21 protein-coding genes and 1 pseudogene are annotated in these 18,947 nt (G+C 51.9%); 16 read left to right on the top strand and 6 right to left on the bottom strand.

Features of this window, described 5'->3' with window-relative positions:
* The 5 genes and pseudogenes from DG046_RS08475 to DG046_RS08495 all read left to right on the top strand — a co-directional run.
* Positions 1 to 261: pseudogene (locus DG046_RS08475) on the top strand (hypothetical protein); the annotation flags it as partial.
* A 41-nt stretch (positions 262 to 302) separates the two neighbouring features.
* On the top strand, positions 303 to 1,475 hold the full coding sequence (locus tag DG046_RS08480) for a D-alanine--D-alanine ligase family protein (RefSeq protein ID WP_108832081.1): 1,173 nt from the start codon (positions 303 to 305) through the stop codon (positions 1,473 to 1,475).
* 15 nt (positions 1,476 to 1,490) lie between these two features.
* Entirely contained in the window at positions 1,491 to 3,602 is a 2,112-nt protein-coding gene (gene rnr / locus DG046_RS08485) for a ribonuclease R (protein ID WP_108832082.1), read from the top strand.
* Positions 3,595 to 4,059, top strand: a complete 465-nt coding sequence (smpB, locus tag DG046_RS08490; RefSeq protein WP_234411492.1) for an SsrA-binding protein SmpB — start codon at positions 3,595 to 3,597, stop codon at positions 4,057 to 4,059. Before rnr ends, smpB begins: the two co-directional genes overlap by 8 nt.
* A 68-nt stretch (positions 4,060 to 4,127) precedes the next feature.
* Positions 4,128 to 4,676, top strand: a complete 549-nt coding sequence (locus DG046_RS08495) for an NADPH-dependent FMN reductase (RefSeq protein ID WP_108832084.1) — start codon at positions 4,128 to 4,130, stop codon at positions 4,674 to 4,676.
* 99 nt (positions 4,677 to 4,775) lie between these two features.
* On the opposite strand, the gene DG046_RS08500 is transcribed toward DG046_RS08495, so the two are convergent.
* From DG046_RS08500 to DG046_RS08515, 4 genes are read right to left on the bottom strand one after another with little or no spacing between them, the layout of a single operon-like run.
* Positions 4,776 to 5,933, bottom strand: coding sequence for a toxic anion resistance protein (locus tag DG046_RS08500; protein ID WP_108832085.1), 1,158 nt, complete (start codon positions 5,931 to 5,933; stop codon positions 4,776 to 4,778).
* Positions 5,934 to 5,952: 19 nt separating this feature from the next.
* Entirely contained in the window at positions 5,953 to 7,011 is a 1,059-nt protein-coding gene (locus DG046_RS08505; RefSeq protein WP_108832086.1) for a substrate-binding domain-containing protein, read from the bottom strand.
* Positions 7,008 to 7,610, bottom strand: a complete 603-nt coding sequence (locus DG046_RS08510; RefSeq protein ID WP_108832087.1) for a 5-bromo-4-chloroindolyl phosphate hydrolysis family protein — start codon at positions 7,608 to 7,610, stop codon at positions 7,008 to 7,010. The genes DG046_RS08505 and DG046_RS08510 overlap by 4 nt, the downstream gene beginning before the upstream one ends.
* A 1-nt stretch (position 7,611) precedes the next feature.
* Positions 7,612 to 9,246: a substrate-binding and vWA domain-containing protein gene (locus DG046_RS08515; RefSeq protein WP_108832088.1), complete on the bottom strand. Its 1,635-nt coding sequence runs from the start codon at positions 9,244 to 9,246 to the stop codon at positions 7,612 to 7,614.
* 351 nt (positions 9,247 to 9,597) lie between these two features.
* Here DG046_RS08515 and DG046_RS08520 point away from each other — a divergent pair, with 351 nt between their 5' ends.
* The 3 genes from DG046_RS08520 to DG046_RS08530 all read left to right on the top strand — a co-directional run bounded on the left by DG046_RS08520 (position 9,598) and on the right by DG046_RS08530 (position 13,653).
* Positions 9,598 to 10,530, top strand: a complete 933-nt coding sequence (locus DG046_RS08520) for a DnaJ domain-containing protein (protein ID WP_108832089.1) — start codon at positions 9,598 to 9,600, stop codon at positions 10,528 to 10,530.
* A 32-nt stretch (positions 10,531 to 10,562) separates the two neighbouring features.
* Entirely contained in the window at positions 10,563 to 13,139 is a 2,577-nt protein-coding gene (gene clpB, locus DG046_RS08525) for an ATP-dependent chaperone ClpB (protein ID WP_108832090.1), read from the top strand.
* 115 nt (positions 13,140 to 13,254) lie between these two features.
* Positions 13,255 to 13,653 (top strand): pyridoxamine 5'-phosphate oxidase family protein, encoded by a 399-nt coding sequence (locus tag DG046_RS08530; RefSeq protein ID WP_108832091.1) that lies wholly within the window; start codon positions 13,255 to 13,257, stop codon positions 13,651 to 13,653.
* Between the two features lie 74 nt (positions 13,654 to 13,727).
* Here DG046_RS08530 and DG046_RS08535 read toward each other — a convergent pair whose 3' ends face one another.
* Entirely contained in the window at positions 13,728 to 13,997 is a 270-nt protein-coding gene (locus DG046_RS08535) for a hypothetical protein (protein ID WP_108832092.1), read from the bottom strand.
* Positions 13,998 to 14,028: 31 nt separating this feature from the next.
* Positions 14,029 to 14,313: a flavodoxin family protein gene (locus DG046_RS08540; RefSeq protein ID WP_108832093.1), complete on the bottom strand. Its 285-nt coding sequence runs from the start codon at positions 14,311 to 14,313 to the stop codon at positions 14,029 to 14,031.
* A gap of 449 nt (positions 14,314 to 14,762) precedes the next feature.
* Between DG046_RS08540 and rpsJ the strand changes: the two genes are divergently transcribed.
* The 8 genes from rpsJ to rpsC are packed head-to-tail and all read left to right on the top strand — an operon-like array spanning position 14,763 to position 18,940.
* Positions 14,763 to 15,080, top strand: coding sequence for a 30S ribosomal protein S10 (rpsJ, locus tag DG046_RS08545; protein WP_108832094.1), 318 nt, complete (start codon positions 14,763 to 14,765; stop codon positions 15,078 to 15,080).
* A 50-nt stretch (positions 15,081 to 15,130) separates the two neighbouring features.
* A complete protein-coding gene (gene rplC / locus DG046_RS08550; protein WP_108832095.1) occupies positions 15,131 to 15,763 on the top strand; it encodes a 50S ribosomal protein L3 in 633 nt (210 codons plus the stop codon).
* Positions 15,764 to 15,783: 20 nt separating this feature from the next.
* Positions 15,784 to 16,407, top strand: a complete 624-nt coding sequence (gene rplD / locus DG046_RS08555; RefSeq protein WP_108832096.1) for a 50S ribosomal protein L4 — start codon at positions 15,784 to 15,786, stop codon at positions 16,405 to 16,407.
* On the top strand, positions 16,407 to 16,697 hold the full coding sequence (rplW, locus tag DG046_RS08560; protein ID WP_108832097.1) for a 50S ribosomal protein L23: 291 nt from the start codon (positions 16,407 to 16,409) through the stop codon (positions 16,695 to 16,697). The genes rplD and rplW overlap by 1 nt, the downstream gene beginning before the upstream one ends.
* An 18-nt stretch (positions 16,698 to 16,715) precedes the next feature.
* The gene (gene rplB, locus DG046_RS08565) at positions 16,716 to 17,546 is read left to right on the top strand and encodes a 50S ribosomal protein L2 (protein ID WP_108832098.1); all 831 of its coding nucleotides are present in this window, start codon (positions 16,716 to 16,718) and stop codon (positions 17,544 to 17,546) included.
* A 14-nt stretch (positions 17,547 to 17,560) separates the two neighbouring features.
* Positions 17,561 to 17,839, top strand: a complete 279-nt coding sequence (gene rpsS, locus DG046_RS08570) for a 30S ribosomal protein S19 (RefSeq protein ID WP_108832099.1) — start codon at positions 17,561 to 17,563, stop codon at positions 17,837 to 17,839.
* 13 nt (positions 17,840 to 17,852) lie between these two features.
* The gene (gene rplV / locus DG046_RS08575) at positions 17,853 to 18,188 is read left to right on the top strand and encodes a 50S ribosomal protein L22 (protein ID WP_108832100.1); all 336 of its coding nucleotides are present in this window, start codon (positions 17,853 to 17,855) and stop codon (positions 18,186 to 18,188) included.
* A 14-nt stretch (positions 18,189 to 18,202) separates the two neighbouring features.
* A complete protein-coding gene (rpsC, locus tag DG046_RS08580) occupies positions 18,203 to 18,940 on the top strand; it encodes a 30S ribosomal protein S3 (RefSeq protein WP_108832101.1) in 738 nt (245 codons plus the stop codon).
* Positions 18,941 to 18,947: the final 7 nt, after the last annotated feature.

Here is an 18,947-nt window from a genome sequence, read left to right on the forward strand (position 1 = left end):
ATGGACCTGAAAGCGGTGCTGACCTTTGCATGCATGAACATGAAAAAACTGGCACTAATGATGGATCGAAAAGAGCGGGACGGAGGAGGCGACGGCCCTTCTTTTGCTGATTTATGGAAAAAATACACAAAAAAGAGACAAACCCCGAGTTTTGTTCGGAGTTTGTCTGCAGTCTGGCACGCAGGCTTTCGGGCCGCTTTTTCTGTGCATCTTTTTTACGCAATCTTCACGGATCTTTATTATTCCTCGCGCCGTCTATGATAGAATAAAAAAAGAATTACCACGAAGGGAGAACGCGCATTATGAAAACAATCGCTGTATTTTTCGGCGGACGCAGTGTGGAACACGAAGTCAGCGTCATTACCGGCATGCAAGTGATCGAAAATTTAGATAAATCCAAATACGAGGCCGTGCCCGTCTACATTACCAAGGACGGCAAGTTTTTAGGCGGGGAAAGCCTGTCGAATTTCAAAACCTTCAAGGAAGGAAATTTCGACGACGCCTACGAGGTCTACTTCAAGGCAGGCCGCGGCGGCAAACTTTACAGACAAGTGGAGGAAAAAGGCGGCCTCTTTTCCAAGGGCGGCATGAAAGAAGAAGTCTACGCCGACGTGGATATGGTCTTCGTGGCCCTGCACGGCACCTTCGGCGAAGACGGATCCATTCAAGGCTATTTCGACACCATGGACATTCCCTACATCGGCTGCTCCACCCTCTCCGCCGCCGTGGGCATGGACAAAAAAATCATGAAAGACGTCTTCCGCGCCCATGCCATTCCCGTTATGGAAGGGATCTGTTTTTATCGCCGCCAGTGGCGTGAAGAAAAAGACGACGTGAAAAAGGCCGTCGCCGAACTGGGCTATCCCGTGTTCGTGAAGCCCGTGAACCTGGGCTCCTCCATCGGCATCACGAAGGTAAAAGAAGCCGCGGAGCTTGACGATGCCATGGATCTCGCCGCAAGCTACGACCGGAAGATCTTGGTCGAAAAGGCCGCGGAAAATCCCCGGGAAATCAACTGCGCCGTCATGGGCTACGCCGGCGATGTGATCACCTCGGCACTGGAAGAGCCCGTGGGCTGGAAGGATCTTTTGAGCTTCGAGGATAAATACGTGGGCGGCGGCAAGAAAACCGGCCCGAGCAAGGGGAAGAATGCGAGAAACTGCCCGGCCGATGTGGACGCTGCCTTAAAAGGACAAATCGAAGACTTGGCGAAGAGAGCTTTCACCGCCATCGACGCCTGCGGCACGGCGCGGATCGACTTTCTCGTCACCGAAGCGGGCCCGGTGGTCAACGAAATAAACACCTTGCCGGGATCCATGGGCTTTTACTTATGGGAGCCTGTGGGCATTCCTTTCGCCGAGCTATTGAACCGAGTCATTGAGCTGGGCGAAATCCGCGCGAAGGAGCGCAAGGACACCACCTACAGCTACGAATCCAATTTGTTCGCGAAAACCACCTACGGTAGCAAACTGTAAGCCAAAGGAGGCATTATGACTATTCGAGACCGGGTACTGGAGGCCTTGGAAAAAAACGACGGCCTAAGCAAGCGGGAAATTTTCCGCGCCCTGGACGTCAACGACAATCTGCAAAAGGAAATGAAGGGCCTTTTAAAGGATATGGTAAAAGACGGCACCCTTTACCGGGACGAGGATAAGAATTACCACGCCAGCCTTCGCGCCGGACTCATGACCGGCACCTTCGAAGGCAACGACAAGGGCTTCGGTTTCTTCGTTCCCGACGACGAGGACATGGAGGATTTGTACATTCACCGCACCAAGGTGAATTCCGCCATGAACAAGGACCGGGTCCTCGTGGAAAAAATTCCCCCGAAGGATCCGGACAAGGGCGACGAAGGCCGCGTCGTCGCCGTATTGGAGCGGGCCAATCACCGCATCGTCGGCGTTTACGACGACGCCATGCGCTTCGGCTTCGTCACCCCCGACGACAAGAAAATTCCGGACGACATCTTCATTCCGAAAAAATGGAAAAACGGCGCCGAAGACGGCCAAAAAGTTGTGGTGGACATTGAAAAGTATCCGGAACCCAACAAAAAGGCCGAGGGGAAAATCGTGGAAGTCCTGGGCTATCCCGACGACAAAAACGTGGACATCCTCTCCATCGCCTATGCCATGGGCCTGGATCTGGAATTCCCTCGAGACGTCATCGAAGAAGCCGACGCCATTCCCCAAAAAGTCAGCCTTTCCGCCGTGGCGGGCAGGGAAGATTTCCGCGACGCGCCCACCTTCACCATCGACGGCGCCGATTCCAAGGACTTCGACGACGCCCTGAGCGTGCGGCCCATGAAAGGCGGCCATTGGGAAGTGGGCGTGCACATCGCCGACGTGGCGGAATACGTGCGGGCAAACAGCCCCCTGGACCGGGAAGCCCTCCATCGGGGCAACAGCGTGTACCTTTTAAGCGAAGTGCTTCCCATGCTCCCCAAGGCCCTCTCCAACGGCATCTGTTCCCTGAACGAAGGAGTGGACCGCCTCTGTTTGAGCGTGATCTTTGAATTAGACGATGGGGGCAAGGTGTACAATTACCACATCGCCGAAACGGTGATCAACAGCGATCGCCGCCTGATCTACTCCAATGTCAGCGACTTTTTGGAAGACGGCAAGGTTCACGAATCCCTGGAGGATCTCACGGAAGAGCTCACGATTCTAAACACAATTGCCAAGAACCGGAAAAAAATGCGGGATAAGCGGGGCAACATCGACTTTTCCTTCGAAGAGCCGGCCATCGAATTGGATGCCGACGGCCACCCCACCCACATCGGATTGGTGGATCACCGGGAGGCCAACGACTTAATCGAGGAATTTATGCTTCTCGCCAACGAAACCGTGTCCGAAACCTACCACAAAAAGAAACTGCCCTTCCTCTACCGCATTCACGAAGAGCCGGATGCTGAAAAGCTCACCCTTTTAAACGCGGTGATTCGCCCCTTCGGCTACCACTTGGATCTCACCAAAGACGTCCATCCCAAGGACATTCAAAAGCTGACCTTGGCCTGCAAGGGAAAAGACGAAGAGGCATTGATTCAAACCATGGTTTTGCGGAGCATGCAAAAGGCCCGATACAGCGAGGAACTCGCCGGCCACTTCGGCCTCGCCGCCAAGTATTACTCCCACTTCACTTCGCCCATTCGCCGTTACGCGGACTTGACCATCCACCGAGTCATTAAACAGGATCTGAACCACGTTTTGGACACGAAACTCATCGACCATTACAATAAAACTTTCCCGGACATCGCCGATCACATTTCCGCCACGGAAAAAATCGCCCAAGAAGCGGAACGCAAGGTGGTGGATGTGAAAATGGCCCAATACATGGCCGATCACATCGGGGAAAGCTTCGACGCGAAAGTGTCGGGGATTACGTCTTTCGGCATTTTCTGCGAACTGGACAACACGGTGGAAGGCCTCATCGGCTACGCCTCCATGGACGATTTCTATCGCTTCGACGAGGATCACTACGTGGCCGTGGGCGAGCGGACGAAAAAAACCATTCACATGGGCGATCCCATGCGCATCGTCGTGGCCGGCGCCGATCCGATTTTAGGGCGCATCGACTTTCAATTAGAGGAGGATGCCCGTGGCTAAAAAGAAGAATACCGGCGGAGACTATTTGGCAAACAACAAAAAAGCCTTTCACGAATACCACATCGGAACCAGCTACGAGGCGGGCATCGCCTTGAAGGGGACGGAGGTAAAGAGCATTCGCAAGGGCAGCGTGGCCATCAAAGAAGCCTACTGCTCCATCGAAGGGGGCGAGATCTTTATCGAAGGCATGCACGTGGCCCCCTACGAACAGGGCAATCGCTTTAATATGGATCCCTTGAGAAAGCGCAAGCTCCTCATGCACAAAAAAGAAATTGCCCAACTGGCCAAGGCCACGGAGCAGGAGGGCTTCACCATCGTGCCCCTGAACGTGCACTTGACCCGCGGCCGTGTGAAGGTCTCCATCGCCGAAGCCAAGGGCAAGAAGCTTCACGACAAGCGGGAAGCCATGAAAAAACGGGACATGGATCGGGACTTAAAGCGCTACGTGGACCGGTAATGTTTAATTTCTTTTCTTTCGGATATAAATGAAGAAAGCACAGTTTTGAGAAGGAAAAGGAGTTTATCATGACGAAAAAAATCGGTTTAATTGTCGGCTCGCTCAGAAAAGAATCCTGGAACAGAAAAGTCGCAGAAAAAGTGAAAGCCATGTTCCCTGAGGGTTACGAAGCCGAATTTATCGAAATCGGCGATTTGCCCCTCTACAACGAAGACTACGAAAAAGAGAAAAACGAACCGGAAAGCTACGGCCGCTTCCGAAAAGAAGTGGAAGAGAAGGACGGCTATATTTTCTTTACGCCGGAATACAATCGCCTCTGCGCGCCGGCGGTTAAAAACGCCATCGACGTGGGAAGCCGACCCTACGGCAAGAGCAAATGGGGCACAAAACCCGCGGCCGTCGTAAGCGCCAGCGTGGGTTCATCCGGCGGCATGGCGGCGAATTTCAGTCTGCGTCAAAATCTGATCTTCGTCGACCTCATTCCCCTTCAACAACCGGAAGTGTATCTCTCCGCCGTCCACGAAAAATTCGACAAAAACGGCGAATTGATCAAAGACACCGAAGACTTTTTGCAAGGCTTCGTCGATGCCTTTGTGAACCACGTGGAACGCTTCTGATCCATTGCGAAAGAGCCTGCGAAATGCGGGCTCTTTTTTTGTGAACGAAAAACCCTCTCGAGGGGGGAGGCTCGAGAGGGCTGCGTTTATTGTAGAGTTTTAGGCCTCTACTTTCGGACGGGAGGCATTTTCCAGGGCGGCCTTTAGGCTGTTTTCGATTTTTTCCAGCTCCACTTCGGCCTTGGCTCGATTTTCCCGAGCCCGATCGTGGATTTTAATGGAGTCTTCGATGGTGGCGATCAATTCGTCGTTGACCTTTTGAAGGGTTTCTACGTCGATGGTGGAGCGCTCGGCTTCTTCGGCCACATCCAAGGTCGTTTGCTTTAATTTTTCGGCATTCTTTCGAAGCAGTTCGTTGGTGGTGTCGGAGACTTGCTTTTGCATGGCCAACACTTGACCCTGTTTTTGCGTCCCCAGGGCGATGACCATTTGGGACTTCCACAGGGGAATGGTGTTGGTAATGGCGTCGGTGACCTTGTCCACGAGGAGCTTGTCGTTGTTTTGAATGAGCTTTATTTGCGGCGCCGTTTGAATGGCCACGGTCTTCGAGGTCTTTAAATCGAAGATTTTCTTTTCGAAGCGATTCACCGATTCGTCAAAGTCCTTGACCACCTGCATGGCCATGGGATCGTCCGCATTTTTCGCATCTTCATAGAGCTTCGGAAGCACATTTTCGCGGCACTCCGCGATTTTTTCTTCCCCGGCGAGAATGTAGTATTGCAGCTCGCGGAAATACTCCACGTTTTTGTCGTAGAGTTTGTCGAAGACGCCGATGTCTTTCAACAGCTCCATGCGGGCGCTTTCCAATTGGGCTTGAATCTTGTCGACGTGGCTTTCAACGACTTCGTAGCGGGCGATAAATTTTTCGACGGAGCGCTTGGTTTTTTTCACGAAGGGAAGCTTGTCCAAGAGGGATTCCCCTTCCAAGGAGGAAAAATCCAAATCCTTCACGTCGAGCATGAGATCCGACATCATGGCGCCTACGTCGCCGGCGTCTTTCGATTTCACTTCCGAAAGAATTTGGGCGGAAAATTGCGCCACGCCCTTTTGCGTATTGGCGCCGTAGACGGCCAGGGCTTGGGAGTCGCGAAGGTCGATGGCTTCTTTTAATGCATCCACTCGGGCGCGCTCTTCGGGGCTTAGTCGGGTGAGGGCTTCTTCCGCTTTTGTGGCGATGGCTCGGGTGTCGATGTCGGATTGCTCCTGAATGGGTCCCTGCATTAAGCTGTCCAGGGTGATTTCATTGGTGTTAGTCATGTGTGGCTCCTTTCGTCACTTATTTTACGGCGTTCATTAACAACAACATGGTGTCGATGTCTGGCATGGACATGACATTGGTGATTTCGGGAGCAAGGCCCGGGATCGAGTAGATGTCGGCGGAGGCGGTGCCGGAGACGACGGTGCGAAAGCCGTGGTTCTTCCAGGCCATTTCCTGAACCTTCGGATCTTTCAGGGCCTTTAAGCCTACGTCGCCCTTTTCGTTTAAAGACAGATAGACGTGGGAAGACCACACCGTGGGCTCGGGGTAGAGGATGTAGATTTGATCCTTCACCTGCGCATAAATGTCCGGGTCGGTCTTAGAAAATTCCAAAAGTTGATTTTCATAACCGGCGATGATCGGGTAGGCGCCCAAGCCTTGTTTTAAGAATTGATTAAACATATCCGCCGAGGAGGCAGGCATGTAGCCGATCACCCGGTAGATCTTTTGCAATTGAGGAATGATCGCCTCCGCGTCGGCACCATTTACCGGGCGGTTGCCGTTTAAGGCGTTGGCCAAGAGGCCGAGAAACATATTGCCGGAATTGGATTTGTTCGGGTCGGTGGTGTCCACGAGGACGTTGCCGTAAAGCTGGGGCAAGCCCACATCGGCCCAAGTGGTGTCGGCGGCGATAAGTTTGGCGAGTTTTTCCATGTTGACGTAGTGGACGGACCCTCGTTCGGTGACGATGCCGTTTTGTTTCAAGGCGTCGACGACGGCTTTTCTCGAATAGAGGACGATGGGCGTATTAAAGACGATGTCGTCGGATTGAGCCCGGTGGCCTTCTTTTATAAAGAGCTCGCTCGCCAATTGGCTGGCGGGAAAGAGGTAGTCCTGCCCGTCGAGGGAGCCCTGCACCATGTCGAAGGAGCCGGCCTTTCGATAATCCATGGTGAGCCCGTACTGTTTTTGAATGTAGTCTTTAAATTCTTCGCTTTCAAAGAGGCCGATTTTTTCGCCGCCTAAGAGGCCGGTGAGGGCGACTTGTCGGGGCTTGGACCCACGAAAATACATATAGCCGCCGGCGAGGGCAATGACCAGCAAAAGGATGATTAATCCGCGGAACCGTTCTTTCATTCCGGATCACCTCCCAGTTTCAACGTTTTTTCCAAAAGTTCCGTCTCGATTTCCAAATCGGAAATTTGATCTTCGTAGTAGCCGTCCCGCTGCTTTGCGTAGACTCCGTTTAAAAGTGCCAGGGACTCATCAGTCTTTGCCTCGATCTCGAGAAATTTTTCCGAAGACACATTTCCTCGCTTCAGACTCAGGTAATTTGTGATGATCTTTTCTCCTGTTTTTAAATAGTATTCAAGAAAGTGGCGAGAGGGGGAGATGGCCTTCGGGTGCGCTTTCAAGTAGGCCGTGATGTCGTTGCCCGTGGCGACGAGGGCCAGGGCTTTTTCGCGAATGGCCGGATTTTCAATGGCGCGGGCGGTGGAAGCCATGGTATGAAGATGCATTATCGACGCGTCGTACAGGGCTTTTAACTCTTCCCCGTTGGCCAGGGCTTCCAGTTCCACGTCGCCGATTTTTTGCTTCGGCTTCGCCAGGTAGTAGACGCCGAAGTAGGTCCCTACGGAAAGGACGGTCGCCACGAGAAGCGGCCACTTCAGGACTATAAAGAGGAGCAGAAACAGAAGTACCGATGCACTGACACCGAAAAAGTTTTGTCGCATATTAGTTGTATCCCTTCACTTGTTGAAATGCCTCCACTAAGTTTTCACGCCCGTCGAAGACCCGAGCCCTCGAAAGCTTCGCCACTTGATCCAGCTCTTCGGGATCCGCCGCGCCGAACAGGATTCCGAAAATCGGTACGTCTTCGCCCAAGGCGTCGTAGGCGACCTGAAGGTCGTCGATGGTGGCCATTCCGTTGGCCATACCGTCGGTTAAAACCACGACGGCCGGGGAATAGTTTTCGATGGCGATGCCTTCTTTCTTCAAGTGATCCAAGGCATAGATAATGGCTTCGTACATGGAGGTGCCGCCGCCGATTTCATAGCCCTGTGATTTTTCGTAGAGGGCCTTCAGTGCGTCGCCGTTGCCGTCGGCGGAATCGAAGCCGTAGACGGTGTCGGAAAAGGGAACGAGGACGGTCTTGTCTTTATCCGTGCCTAAAAGCAGGTTTTTCGCGGCATTTTCCGGAATCAATACTTGTTCCAAGGCGCGGTTCATTTGCGCTTCGCCTTTTCCGTACATGGAGCCGGAGTAGTCCAGAACATAGACGGTGAGGGCCGGCTTTTTAAACTGCCCCTGATAGAGCTTTAAGGCCTCCATAATGACGTCGGCCTTGGGCAGGCGAACAGGGGAGAGGACGCGGTCTAAGTCGATGCCCCATTCTTTTTTGTAGATCTTTTTGTTTTCTTCCCGCACCGTGCCGTAGGCTGAACGCTTGCCCGTCTTTTCGATGCCGTCTTGGGCTTTGTCGGAGAGAATATATTTTTGAAAATCTAAAAACAGTTTTTCCTTTTCGCCGTCGCCCTTATCCACGTAGGCCAAGGGCGAATCGCTTAGGGAAAGACCGTCCACGGGATAGACGCAGTAGAGGGGTTCTTTTCCCTCTTTTTCCAAACGTTCGTTGGTTTGAATGATGAGGGTTTCGTAATTCACCATGGCGTCGTAATCGCCGTCCAAGAAGAGATCCACGAGCCAATTGGACGAGCCCGAGGAACGCTCGACGCCTTTTAAAAGCGAGGTGATTTGGTTTTGCAGGGCGGGATCGGCCAAATCCTGCGATGTCAGACCGTCCTTCGACGAGGAGAGGGCGGATAGAAAGCCCAAGTAGGCCGAGGCGCCGGAGTTGGACTGGGTGGCGGACGTCATGCAAAATTTAAGTTTGCCCGATTCAATGGCCCGGATGATTTCCGACGTGGTGACATCGCGGCCGACAAATCCCAGCTCTTCGGCGAGGGAACGCTTTATGCCGAAGACCACCGGCGTAATGGAAGTGGTTTCCGTATGCTTTAAGAGGCGGTGTTTGTCGCCGAGGGTGAGCCATATGGACGAGGCGGGCCAGACGGCGTCGTAGTCCAATTCGCCGGATTGCAATTGAGCCATAATATCCAAAGAACCCAGGTAGTCGATTTGAATATTGACCTTATTCTTTTTGGCGAAAGACTCGATGACGGGCTCGAGCATTTTATTTTCCGAGCCGGCGACGATCTTCAGCGTGTCCGAATCGTAGCCCTCCACGGAAAAAGTTTTGTTCGAGGGATGGGACGCGCTCTCCTCGGGGGCGCTGTCTTCATTGTCCCCGTGACAAGCGACTAAAAGAAGGGCCATAAGCAGTAGACAGAGAAGGGACTTTCGTTTCATCTTTATCCCCTTTCGAAACAATAAAATGGAAAAGATTTCTTACCTTCATTATGGAAGATCTGAAGAAGGCAAACTACCGTTGTCGCGATAAGATTATGTAATATCTGTGCAAAGTTTCCGTCATAAGAGAGAGGAGAATCCGGTCAATACGTGCGAACAATCTTCGACGAATCATTGAAAGCGAGCACCGATTTCTTCAATGAAGCTCGGCAAAGAGGGTAAGAATAAGAACGAAAAGCGGCGCGACGGATTTTTAAAAGAAAAGTCAAACAAGGTCAAAAAATCTATTGCATTCCGCGGCGAAGGTGTTATAATGGAATCAAGGTCAAAGAAAGTCAACTGAGGTGATTTATGGAATATAAAGATTATTACAAGACATTGGGCGTGGATAAAAGCGCCGATCAAAAAACGATAAAAAAAGCCTTCCGCAAACTGGCGAAGCAATATCACCCGGACCTTCATCCCGACGACAAAAAGGCCCATGAAAAGTTTAAGGAAATCAACGAAGCCTACGAAGTTCTCTCCGATCCAAAGAAGAAGCAGACCTACGATCAATTCGGTAGCGCCGGCAATTTCTCCGGCGGCATGAATTTCGATCCGTCTCAATACGGCTACACCTACACTACCGGCGGGGGCGGCGACTTCAGCGATTTCTTCGATATGTTCTTCGGCGGCGCGAGCGCAGGCGCAGGCGCAGGCTCGAAGCGCAGAAGCACCACCTTCAATATGGGGGATATTTTCGGCGACCTCAAAGGCGGATCGCGGCGTAGCCACAAGCCACAGCGAACCCAATACAGCACCGATCTCACCATCTCCATGGACGACGCCTATAACGGCGTGAACCGGCAAGTGAGCCTGACCATCGGAGGAAAGGCCGTGGACATTCCCGTGAAAGTACCGGCGGGGATTACCGACGGCAAGAAGCTGAAGGTGCGCGGCGATAAATTCGGCGTCGACGGCGACATTCTCTTTAAGATTCACGTCACGGCGCCGAAGGGCGTGGAAATCCACGGCCTGGACCTCGTCGTGGACCAAGCCATTTATCCCTGGCAAGCTTATTTCGGCGATAAGATCACCTGCGATCTTCCCGCCGGGAAGCTTCGCATTACCGTGCCCGAAAAGACCAAGGGCGGCCAAAGATTGCGCCTGGCCAAAAAAGGACTGAAGGATTTAAAGGGCCACACCGGCGACGCCTACGTTCGCTTCGTCATCGTAAACCCGGAAAATTTAAGCGCGGAAGAAGAAGCGCTCTACAAACAATTAAGCGAAAAACACAAAAAATAAAGTAAAAATAATAAGCATGAAAGGAGTGCCATATGAAAATCGATAAATTTACACAAAAAAGCATGGCCGCGTTGGAAAACGCGCAAAATTTGGCACAAGAATACGGAAACCCGGAGGTGGACGTCCTCCACTTAGACAAGGCCTTGGTATCCGACAACGAAGGCCTCATTCCCCGTGTATTAAGCTACATGGGCGTGGACGCAAAGGAAGTGGAAAACGCCTTGGACAGGGAAATCGGCCGCCTCTCGAAACAAACCGGCGCCAGCCCTCGCCTCTCAAGCGCCATGAACGGCGTCTTAACCGATGCATTGAAAGAAGCGAAACGCTTAAGCGACAGCTACGTCAGCGTGGAACACCTCTACCTCGCCATGATTAAAGGGGACGGGGTCAACAACAAACGGATCTTTAGGGAATTCGGCATCGACGAAGACCGCTTTATGGGCGCCCTAAAAGAAATTCGCGGTAATCAACACGTGACCAGCGACAATCCCGAAGACACCTACGAGGCCTTGAATAAATTCGGCCGGGATTTAACGGCGGAAGCGGCCAAGGGAAAAATGGACCCGGTCATCGGACGAGACGACGAAGTGCGCCACGTGATCCGCATCCTCTCCCGCCGCACGAAAAACAACCCCGTCTTAATCGGCGAGCCCGGCGTCGGAAAAACCGCCATCGTCGAAGGCTTGGCCCAACGAATCGTCGCGGGCGACGTCCCCGACGGCCTGAAGAACAAAACCGTCTTCTCCCTGGACATGGGGGCCTTAATCGCCGGGGCCAAGTACCGCGGCGAATTTGAAGAGCGCCTGAAGGCCGTGTTAAACGAAGTGAAGAGCTCCGAAGGCGAAATCATCATGTTTATCGACGAAATTCACAACATCGTCGGCGCCGGAAAGAGCGAAGGGGCCATGGACGCGGGCAATCTCTTAAAGCCCATGCTCGCCAGAGGTGAACTCCACACCATCGGCGCCACCACCTTGGACGAGTACCGCAAGTACATCGAAAAAGATCCGGCCCTCGAGCGGCGTTTCCAAAAAGTGCAAGTGCAAGAGCCCACAGTGGAAGACACTATTTCCATTTTGCGCGGCCTGAAGGAAAAATACGAAATCTATCACGGCATTCGCATCTCCGACGGCGCAGTCATTCAATCGGCCCTGCTTTCCGATCGCTACATTACCGACCGCTTCTTGCCCGATAAGGCCATCGACCTCATGGACGAAGCCTGCGCCATGGTGCGCACGGAAATCGAGTCCATGCCCACGGAAATCGACGAAATCCGCCGTCGCATCCTCCAACTGGAAATCGAGCGGGAAGCCTTAAAGAAAGAAACCGACGAGGCGTCGAAAAAGCGTCTCGCTGCCCTGGAAGAAGAATTGGCCGAAGAAAAGGCCGATTACGACGCCCTCATCGCCCGTTGGGAAACGGAAAAGAAAGAGCTGGAAGGCGAAAAGAATATAAAAGAGGCCATCGACCGGGTGCGCCACGAAATCGAAGAAGCAGAACGCAACTACGATTTGGAAAAGCTCTCCGCCTTGAAATACGGCGAACTGCCGAAATTGGAAGATGAGTTAAAGCAAGAGCAAAACAAAGAAAAAGGCGACGGAAAACTCATCAAAGAGGAAGTCACCGAAGAAGAAATCGCCGAAGTGGTGAGCAAATGGACGGGCATTCCCGTCTCGAAACTCGCGGAAACGGAGCGGGAAAAACTCCTCCACTTAGACGAGATCCTGAAAAAGCGCGTCGTGGGACAGGCCGATGCCACGAAAGCCGTGAGCGACGCCGTGCTCCGCGCGCGGGCCGGGCTTAAGGCGCAAAACCGCCCCATCGGAAGCTTTATCTTCTTAGGGCCTACTGGCGTAGGCAAAACGGAAACGGCTAAGGCCTTGACCGAAGCCCTCTTCGACGACGAACGGAACATGATTCGCATCGACATGAGCGAATACATGGAAAAACACAGCGTCTCCCGCCTGGTCGGTTCGCCTCCGGGCTACGTTGGCTACGACGAAGGCGGCCAACTCACCGAGGCTGTGCGTAGAAAGCCTTACTCCGTCATCCTCTTCGATGAAATCGAAAAAGCCCACCGCGACGTCTTCAACATCCTCTTGCAAGTGTTGGACGACGGTCGCCTCACCGACAACCAAGGCCGCACCGTGGACTTTAAAAACACGGTCATCATCATGACCTCTAACATCGGTTCTCAAGACTTAATCGAAGGGGTTACGGAAGACGGCACCATCTCCGAGGAAGCGAAAGATGCCGTAAACAGGGAAATGAAAGAACACTTCCGTCCGGAATTTTTAAACCGGGTGGATGAGATCGTCCTCTTTAAGCCCCTATTGAAGGAAGAAATTGTCAGGATCATCGATACGGATCTCGCGGAAATCGAAGGTCGCCTGGAAGACAGAGACATTCACATCGCAGCTACCGACGAAGCCAAAGAAAAAATCTTGTCGGAAGCCTACAATGTGCTCTACGGCGCACGGCCCGTGAAGCGCTATATCCAAAACCACATCGAAACCAAACTCTCCCGTGCCCTGATCGCCGGAGACATTATGGATGGAGATCATTTGGAAATCGCCATCGACGGCGACGACTACGTCATCAGAAAATAAATCCAAGACAAAAACGCTCGAGGGATCTCGGGCGTTTTTTGCGTGGCGAAAGCCATATGGGGTATAGAATTAGGAACAATCGTGATGAAGTTGAAAGAAAAAAAGGAGACTGGCAATGAAAGTGATCGAATATTTACACAACGCCAAAGTATTTTACGCAGCCACCACGGACGGGGATCAACCCCACGTTCGCCCCATTGGTTTCGTCATGGAATTTGAAGGCCAATTGGCTTTCTACACGGACAACCGCAAAAAAATGTGCAAACAATTGAAGGCCAATCCGAAAACGGAATTCTGCGCCCTTGACAGTAAGATGAACACCCTGCGCATCACCGGCGAAGCAAAATTCATCACCTCCCCGGAATCCAAAAAGGCCGCCTTGGAAGCCATGCCCATGTTGGCGAAAGCAGGCTACAGCGTGGAAGACGACGTCTTCGAAATCTACACTTTGGAGAATGTCAGCCTGTCCTACGCAAATATGGCGGGCAAACAATTAGACGGCATCGAACTGTAAAGCATCGAACAAAAATCCCCTTTTCCTCGAGGGAAAGGGGATTTTTTGGATGAAGCAAAAGCCATGTATTCCGTTTAATTTAAGGTGTCGCCATAGGCCATAAGCTTTTCTGCAAAGGCGCGGGCTCTTTCTTTTACCTGCTCGTTCATAAACAGCTCTTTGTAAGAGCGCTGGCGCTCGCCGTAGGCGCCGAGGAAATTTAATTTGTTGTGCTTTGCGTAGCGCCGAAGCCCTTCGACCAACAGATCCGAGGCCTTTTCCTCCGGATAGCCGAAGGTGGAAAGAAGGGCGATGGTTTTGCCCGCCCAAAGAGAGGCCCCATGGTTTCGCCGTAGTACTTGCACATGCCGTAGACCAAACGGTCCATGACAATTTTCATGGGCGGTGTAAATAGAAGGAACAGATCGGCGTGGCGAAAAGAATCAGATCGCTTTCGAGGGCCGCGTCGAAAATCTCCTGCATGTCGTCGTCGTGAACGCAGTGGAAGCTGTCGGTCACTTTTTGGCAGCGGCGGCAGGCGATGCAGCTTTTTAAATCCATGCCGTAGAGATCGAAGCGGGTGATCTCGACGGATTCGTCGAATACTTCCGTGATTTTCTCCAGAAGCTGCACCGTGTTTCCTCGAGGCCGGGGGCTTGCAAATAAAATTAAGAGTTTCATAGACACCGTCCTTCCATTCGTATTTTATCACAGAGGGATGCAATGGAAAAAAGATAAGCCGCTCGTTATGTAAAGTTTTGAAAAAAGCCTTGCAATCGTAGGAATTTTCGGTTATTATAGCTAAGTTGCCAAAGTAAATACACGGGATGAAGAGCTTCGGCTCGAAACAATCCCTGAAAAATGCCTAAATCCCTTGATTTCAGGTTCTTTTTTATGTATAATACTAGGGTATGCGTGAGACATGCGTTGACACAATAGGTGGCTTTGAAACAGGCGCAAAGATGTGTTCGCATCGGAGGCTTGCGGAAAAGGGAATTATTGTCGAGAATGTCCAATCGAGAATTGGGCGACGGAGCGCCCGACTTTTTTTATGGGGCACAGAAAACACCCGGCTAAGTTGATCGGCGCTCTTCCCTTATCGTTGAGGAAAATGCACTAGGAGGGACTAAATGTCTGCAAATGTAAAACAAAAAATCAGAATTCGTTTGAAAGCTTATGACCACGAGTTATTAGACAGCTCCGCTCAAAGAATTGTCGAAGCGACAAAAGCCAGCGGCGCCGATGTATCCGGTCCGGTACCCTTGCCCACGGAAAAAGAAATCATCACTATTCTTCGTTCCGTACACAATCACAAGGATTCCCGTGAACAGTTCGAACAAAGAACGCACAAGCGTTTAATCGACATCATGAACCCGAACCAAAAGACCGTGGATTCTTTAATGAAACTCAATCTGCCCGCAGGTGTAGATATCGAGATAAAACTGTAAGCTGTCGGACTATATGATTGCCAGGCAATCCGCTGTAATGGAGGTATTTTATGAAATATGCATTGGGTAAAAAGATTGGCATGACCCAAATCTTTACCGAAGAAGGCGAACAAGTTCCCGTCACCGTCGTGGCAGTTGAACCCCAAGTGGTCGTTCAAAGAAAGACCACCGACATCGACGGTTACGAAGCGATTCAAGTCGCCACCGGCGCAGTAAAAGAAAAACGCGTCAACAAACCCTTAAAGGGCCACTTCGACAAGGCCGGCGTGGAATACAAACGGGTACTCCGCGAATTCCCCTTGGCTGAAGGCGAAGACTTCAACGTCGGCGACGAATTAAACGTCACCGTTTTCGAAGAAGGCGACAAGGTCGACGTCACCGGCACCAGCAAGGGTAAAGGGACCGCAGGTCTCATTAAGCGCCACAACTTCGGTCGCGGTCGTGAAACCCACGGCTCGAAATTCCACAGAATGCCCGGTGGTATGGGTGCTGCATCCTACCCGGGTCGCGTATGGAAGGGCCACCGCATGATGGGACGCATGGGGAATGAACGTGTCACCGTTCAAAACCTCGAAGTTGTACGTGTCGATGCCGACAACAACTTCCTTTTAATTAAAGGTGCCGTTCCCGGACCGAAAAACGGACTCGTTCGCGTTCGTGCCACGGTTAAAAGCGGTAAATAAGCGAGAGGAGGACACGAATAATGACTAAGTTCCAAATGATAGATATGGCCGGCAAGTCCTTAGAAGAAATCGAACTTTCCGACGATATCTTTAATGTAGAAATTAACGAACACGTCGTCTATTTGGTCGTAAAGAACATTCTGGCCAACAGACGTCAAGGTACACAGTCCGCCAAAACTCGCGCAGAGGTTCGCGGCGGCGGCAAGAAACCCTGGAGACAAAAGGGTACGGGCCGTGCAAGACAAGGCTCCATCCGTTCGCCTCAATGGCGCGGCGGCGGCATCGTCTTTGCACCGAAGCCGAGAAGCTACCGCTACACGACCCCGAAAAAGGTCCGTCGTTTAGCCATGAAATCCGTTTTGACTTCCAAGGTTCAAGAAAAAGAACTCATCGTCGTCGATCAACTGGCCCTGGAAGCACCCAAGACCAAGGCATTAAGCGAAGCGCTTAAAAACATGGGCGCCGCCAAAAAGGCATTGATCGTCACGGCAGATAGCGACAAGAACGTCGTATTAAGTGCAAGAAACCTTCCGAATGCAGAAGTTTCTACGGTCGGCACCATGAATGTTTACGACATCTTAAAATACGACTCCCTGATCCTCACCAAGGATGCGCTGGACAAAATCGTGGAGGTGTATAACTAATGAAAAACTTTGATATCATCATTCGTCCTATCATTACTGAACAATCCATGATGGACATGGAAAATAACAAGTACACCTTTGAAGTAGCGAAGACGAGCAACAAATCGGAAATCAAAAAAGCCATCGAAGCGATCTTCTCCGTCAAGGTAGCCAAGGTCAACACGATGAACATGACAGGCAAAGTCAAACGTCAAGGCATGAATGTAGGCAAGCGTCCCAACTGGAAGAAAGCCATCGTCACCTTAACGGATGATTCCCAACCGATTGAATTCTTCGACAGCATGCAATAAGCCTAAGGAGGGACATTCATGGAGATCAAAAGATATAAACCGACGACGAACGGCCGCAGAGGCATGACCGTCGCCAGTTTCGAAGAAATTACCAGAAGCAAACCTGAAAAAAGCTTGGTCGTCAGCCTTAATAAATCGGCCGGCCGCAATGCACACGGTCGCATCACCAGTCGCCACAGAGGCGGCGGCGCTGCGAAAAAATACAGAATCATCGACTTTAAGCGTTCCAAAGACGGCGTACCCGCAAAGGTCGCACAAATCGAATACGACCCGAACCGTACGTCCTACATCGCCCTGTTGAACTACGCAGACGGCGAAAAGCGCTACATCTTGGCCCCGAAGGGCTTAAAGGTCGGCGACAAAGTGGAATCCGGCGAAGATGCCGACATTAAAATCGGTAACGCCCTTCCCTTGCACGCTATTCCCGTCGGTACTACGGTGCACAACATCGAAATGACCCCCGGCAAGGGCGGCCAAATCGCTCGCGCAGCCGGCACCTCGGCACAACTTTCCGCAAAAGAAGGCACGATGGCTCAACTCCGTCTGCCCTCCGGCGAATACCGCCGCGTCAGCGTCAACTGCCGCGCCACCGTCGGCACCGTCGGAAACATCAGCCACGAACTGATTAACTTAGGTAAGGCCGGGAAGAAACGCCACTTAGGTATTCGTCCCCACGTCCGCGGTTCCGCAATGAACCCGGTTGATCACCCCCACGGCGGTGGTGAAGGTCGTACCCCCATCGGTCGTCCGTCCCCGATGACACCCTGGGGCAAGAAGGCACTGGGTCTTAAGACGCGTAAGAAAAACAAGAAGAGCGATCGTTACATCGTTCGTCGTAGAACGAAATAAGGGAGGAGGAAGCAATGTCCAGATCCATTAAAAAGGGCCCTTTCGCAGATGAACATCTGTTGAAGAAAATTGACGCCCTCAACGAAGCAAACAAAAAAGAAGTGGTAAAAACTTGGTCTCGTCGTTCGACGATCTTCCCGGAAATGGTGTCTCACACCATCGCCGTTCACGACGGTAGAAAACACGTACCGATCTACATCACCGAAGATATGGTCGGCCACAAACTCGGCGAATTCGTCATGACTCGCACCTTCCGCGGTCACGGCGGCGGCGAAAAAACCACGAGAATGTAAGGAGGAGTAACGAATGGAAGCAAGAGCAATTGCAAAATACGTGCGCATTTCTCCTTTGAAGGTCAACTTCATTTGCGCGGAAATTCGCGGCAAACAAGTGGATGAAGCCCTGGCGCTTCTGAAATTCACGCCGAAGCGCGGCGCCCGTGAACTTTATAAAGTTCTTCACTCCGCCGTCGCCAATGCGGAAAACAACCTGAACTTGGATCGTGAAGATCTCATTGTTAAGGAAGCTTACGCAAACGACGGTCCGACGATGAAACGTTACCGCCCCAAAGCAAAGGGCATGGCGTATCCGATTCTGAAGCGCTCCAGCCACATCGGCGTTGTCGTTTCCGAAAGAGAATAATAAGGGGGAGAAGAATGGGTCAAAAAGTAAATCCGCACGGTCTTCGTGTAGGGATCATTAAAGATTGGGATTCCAAATGGTATGCCGACAAAAAAGACTTTGGAGATCTCCTCGTCGAAGACAACGAAATTCGTAAATACATCAAGAAGAACTTATTCCAAGCAGGCGTTTCCCGCATCGAAATCGAACGGGCTGCCAACAAGGTAAAGATTTCCATCTCCACGGCAAAACCGGGCATGGTCATCGGCCGCGGCGGTACCGGCGTGGAAGAACTTCGCCAAGCGCTTGAAAAATTAACCGGCAGAAGCGTCGTCATCAACGTCGATGAAATCAAAAATCCCGACCTGGATGCGACTTTAATCGCCGAAAACATTGCAGCACAATTGGAACGCCGCGTCGCCTTCCGTCGTGCCATGAAACAAACCATCCAACGGGTTATGCGCTTAGGCGTAAAGGGAATCCGTACCCAATGCTCCGGCCGTTTAGGCGGCGCCGACATGGCCCGTCGCGAAGGCTACAGCGAAGGCACCATTCCCCTTCAAACCTTACGCGCAGACATCGATTACGGTTTTGCCGAAGCGGACACGACTTACGGCAAGATCGGCGTCAAGGTATGGCTCTATAAGGGAGAAGTTCTCCCCGAAGCGCCTCAAGGACGCAGAAATCGTCGAGACAACAGACGTCGCGGCAACAACGACAAGCGCCGCGGGGGCAACCGCAGAAATCAAGGCCAAGGCCAAGATAGACGGTAAGTGAGGA

The sequence above is a fragment of the Aedoeadaptatus coli genome, from assembly GCF_900343085.1.
GTDB classification, from domain to species: Bacteria; Bacillota; Clostridia; order Tissierellales; family Peptoniphilaceae; genus Aedoeadaptatus; species Aedoeadaptatus coli.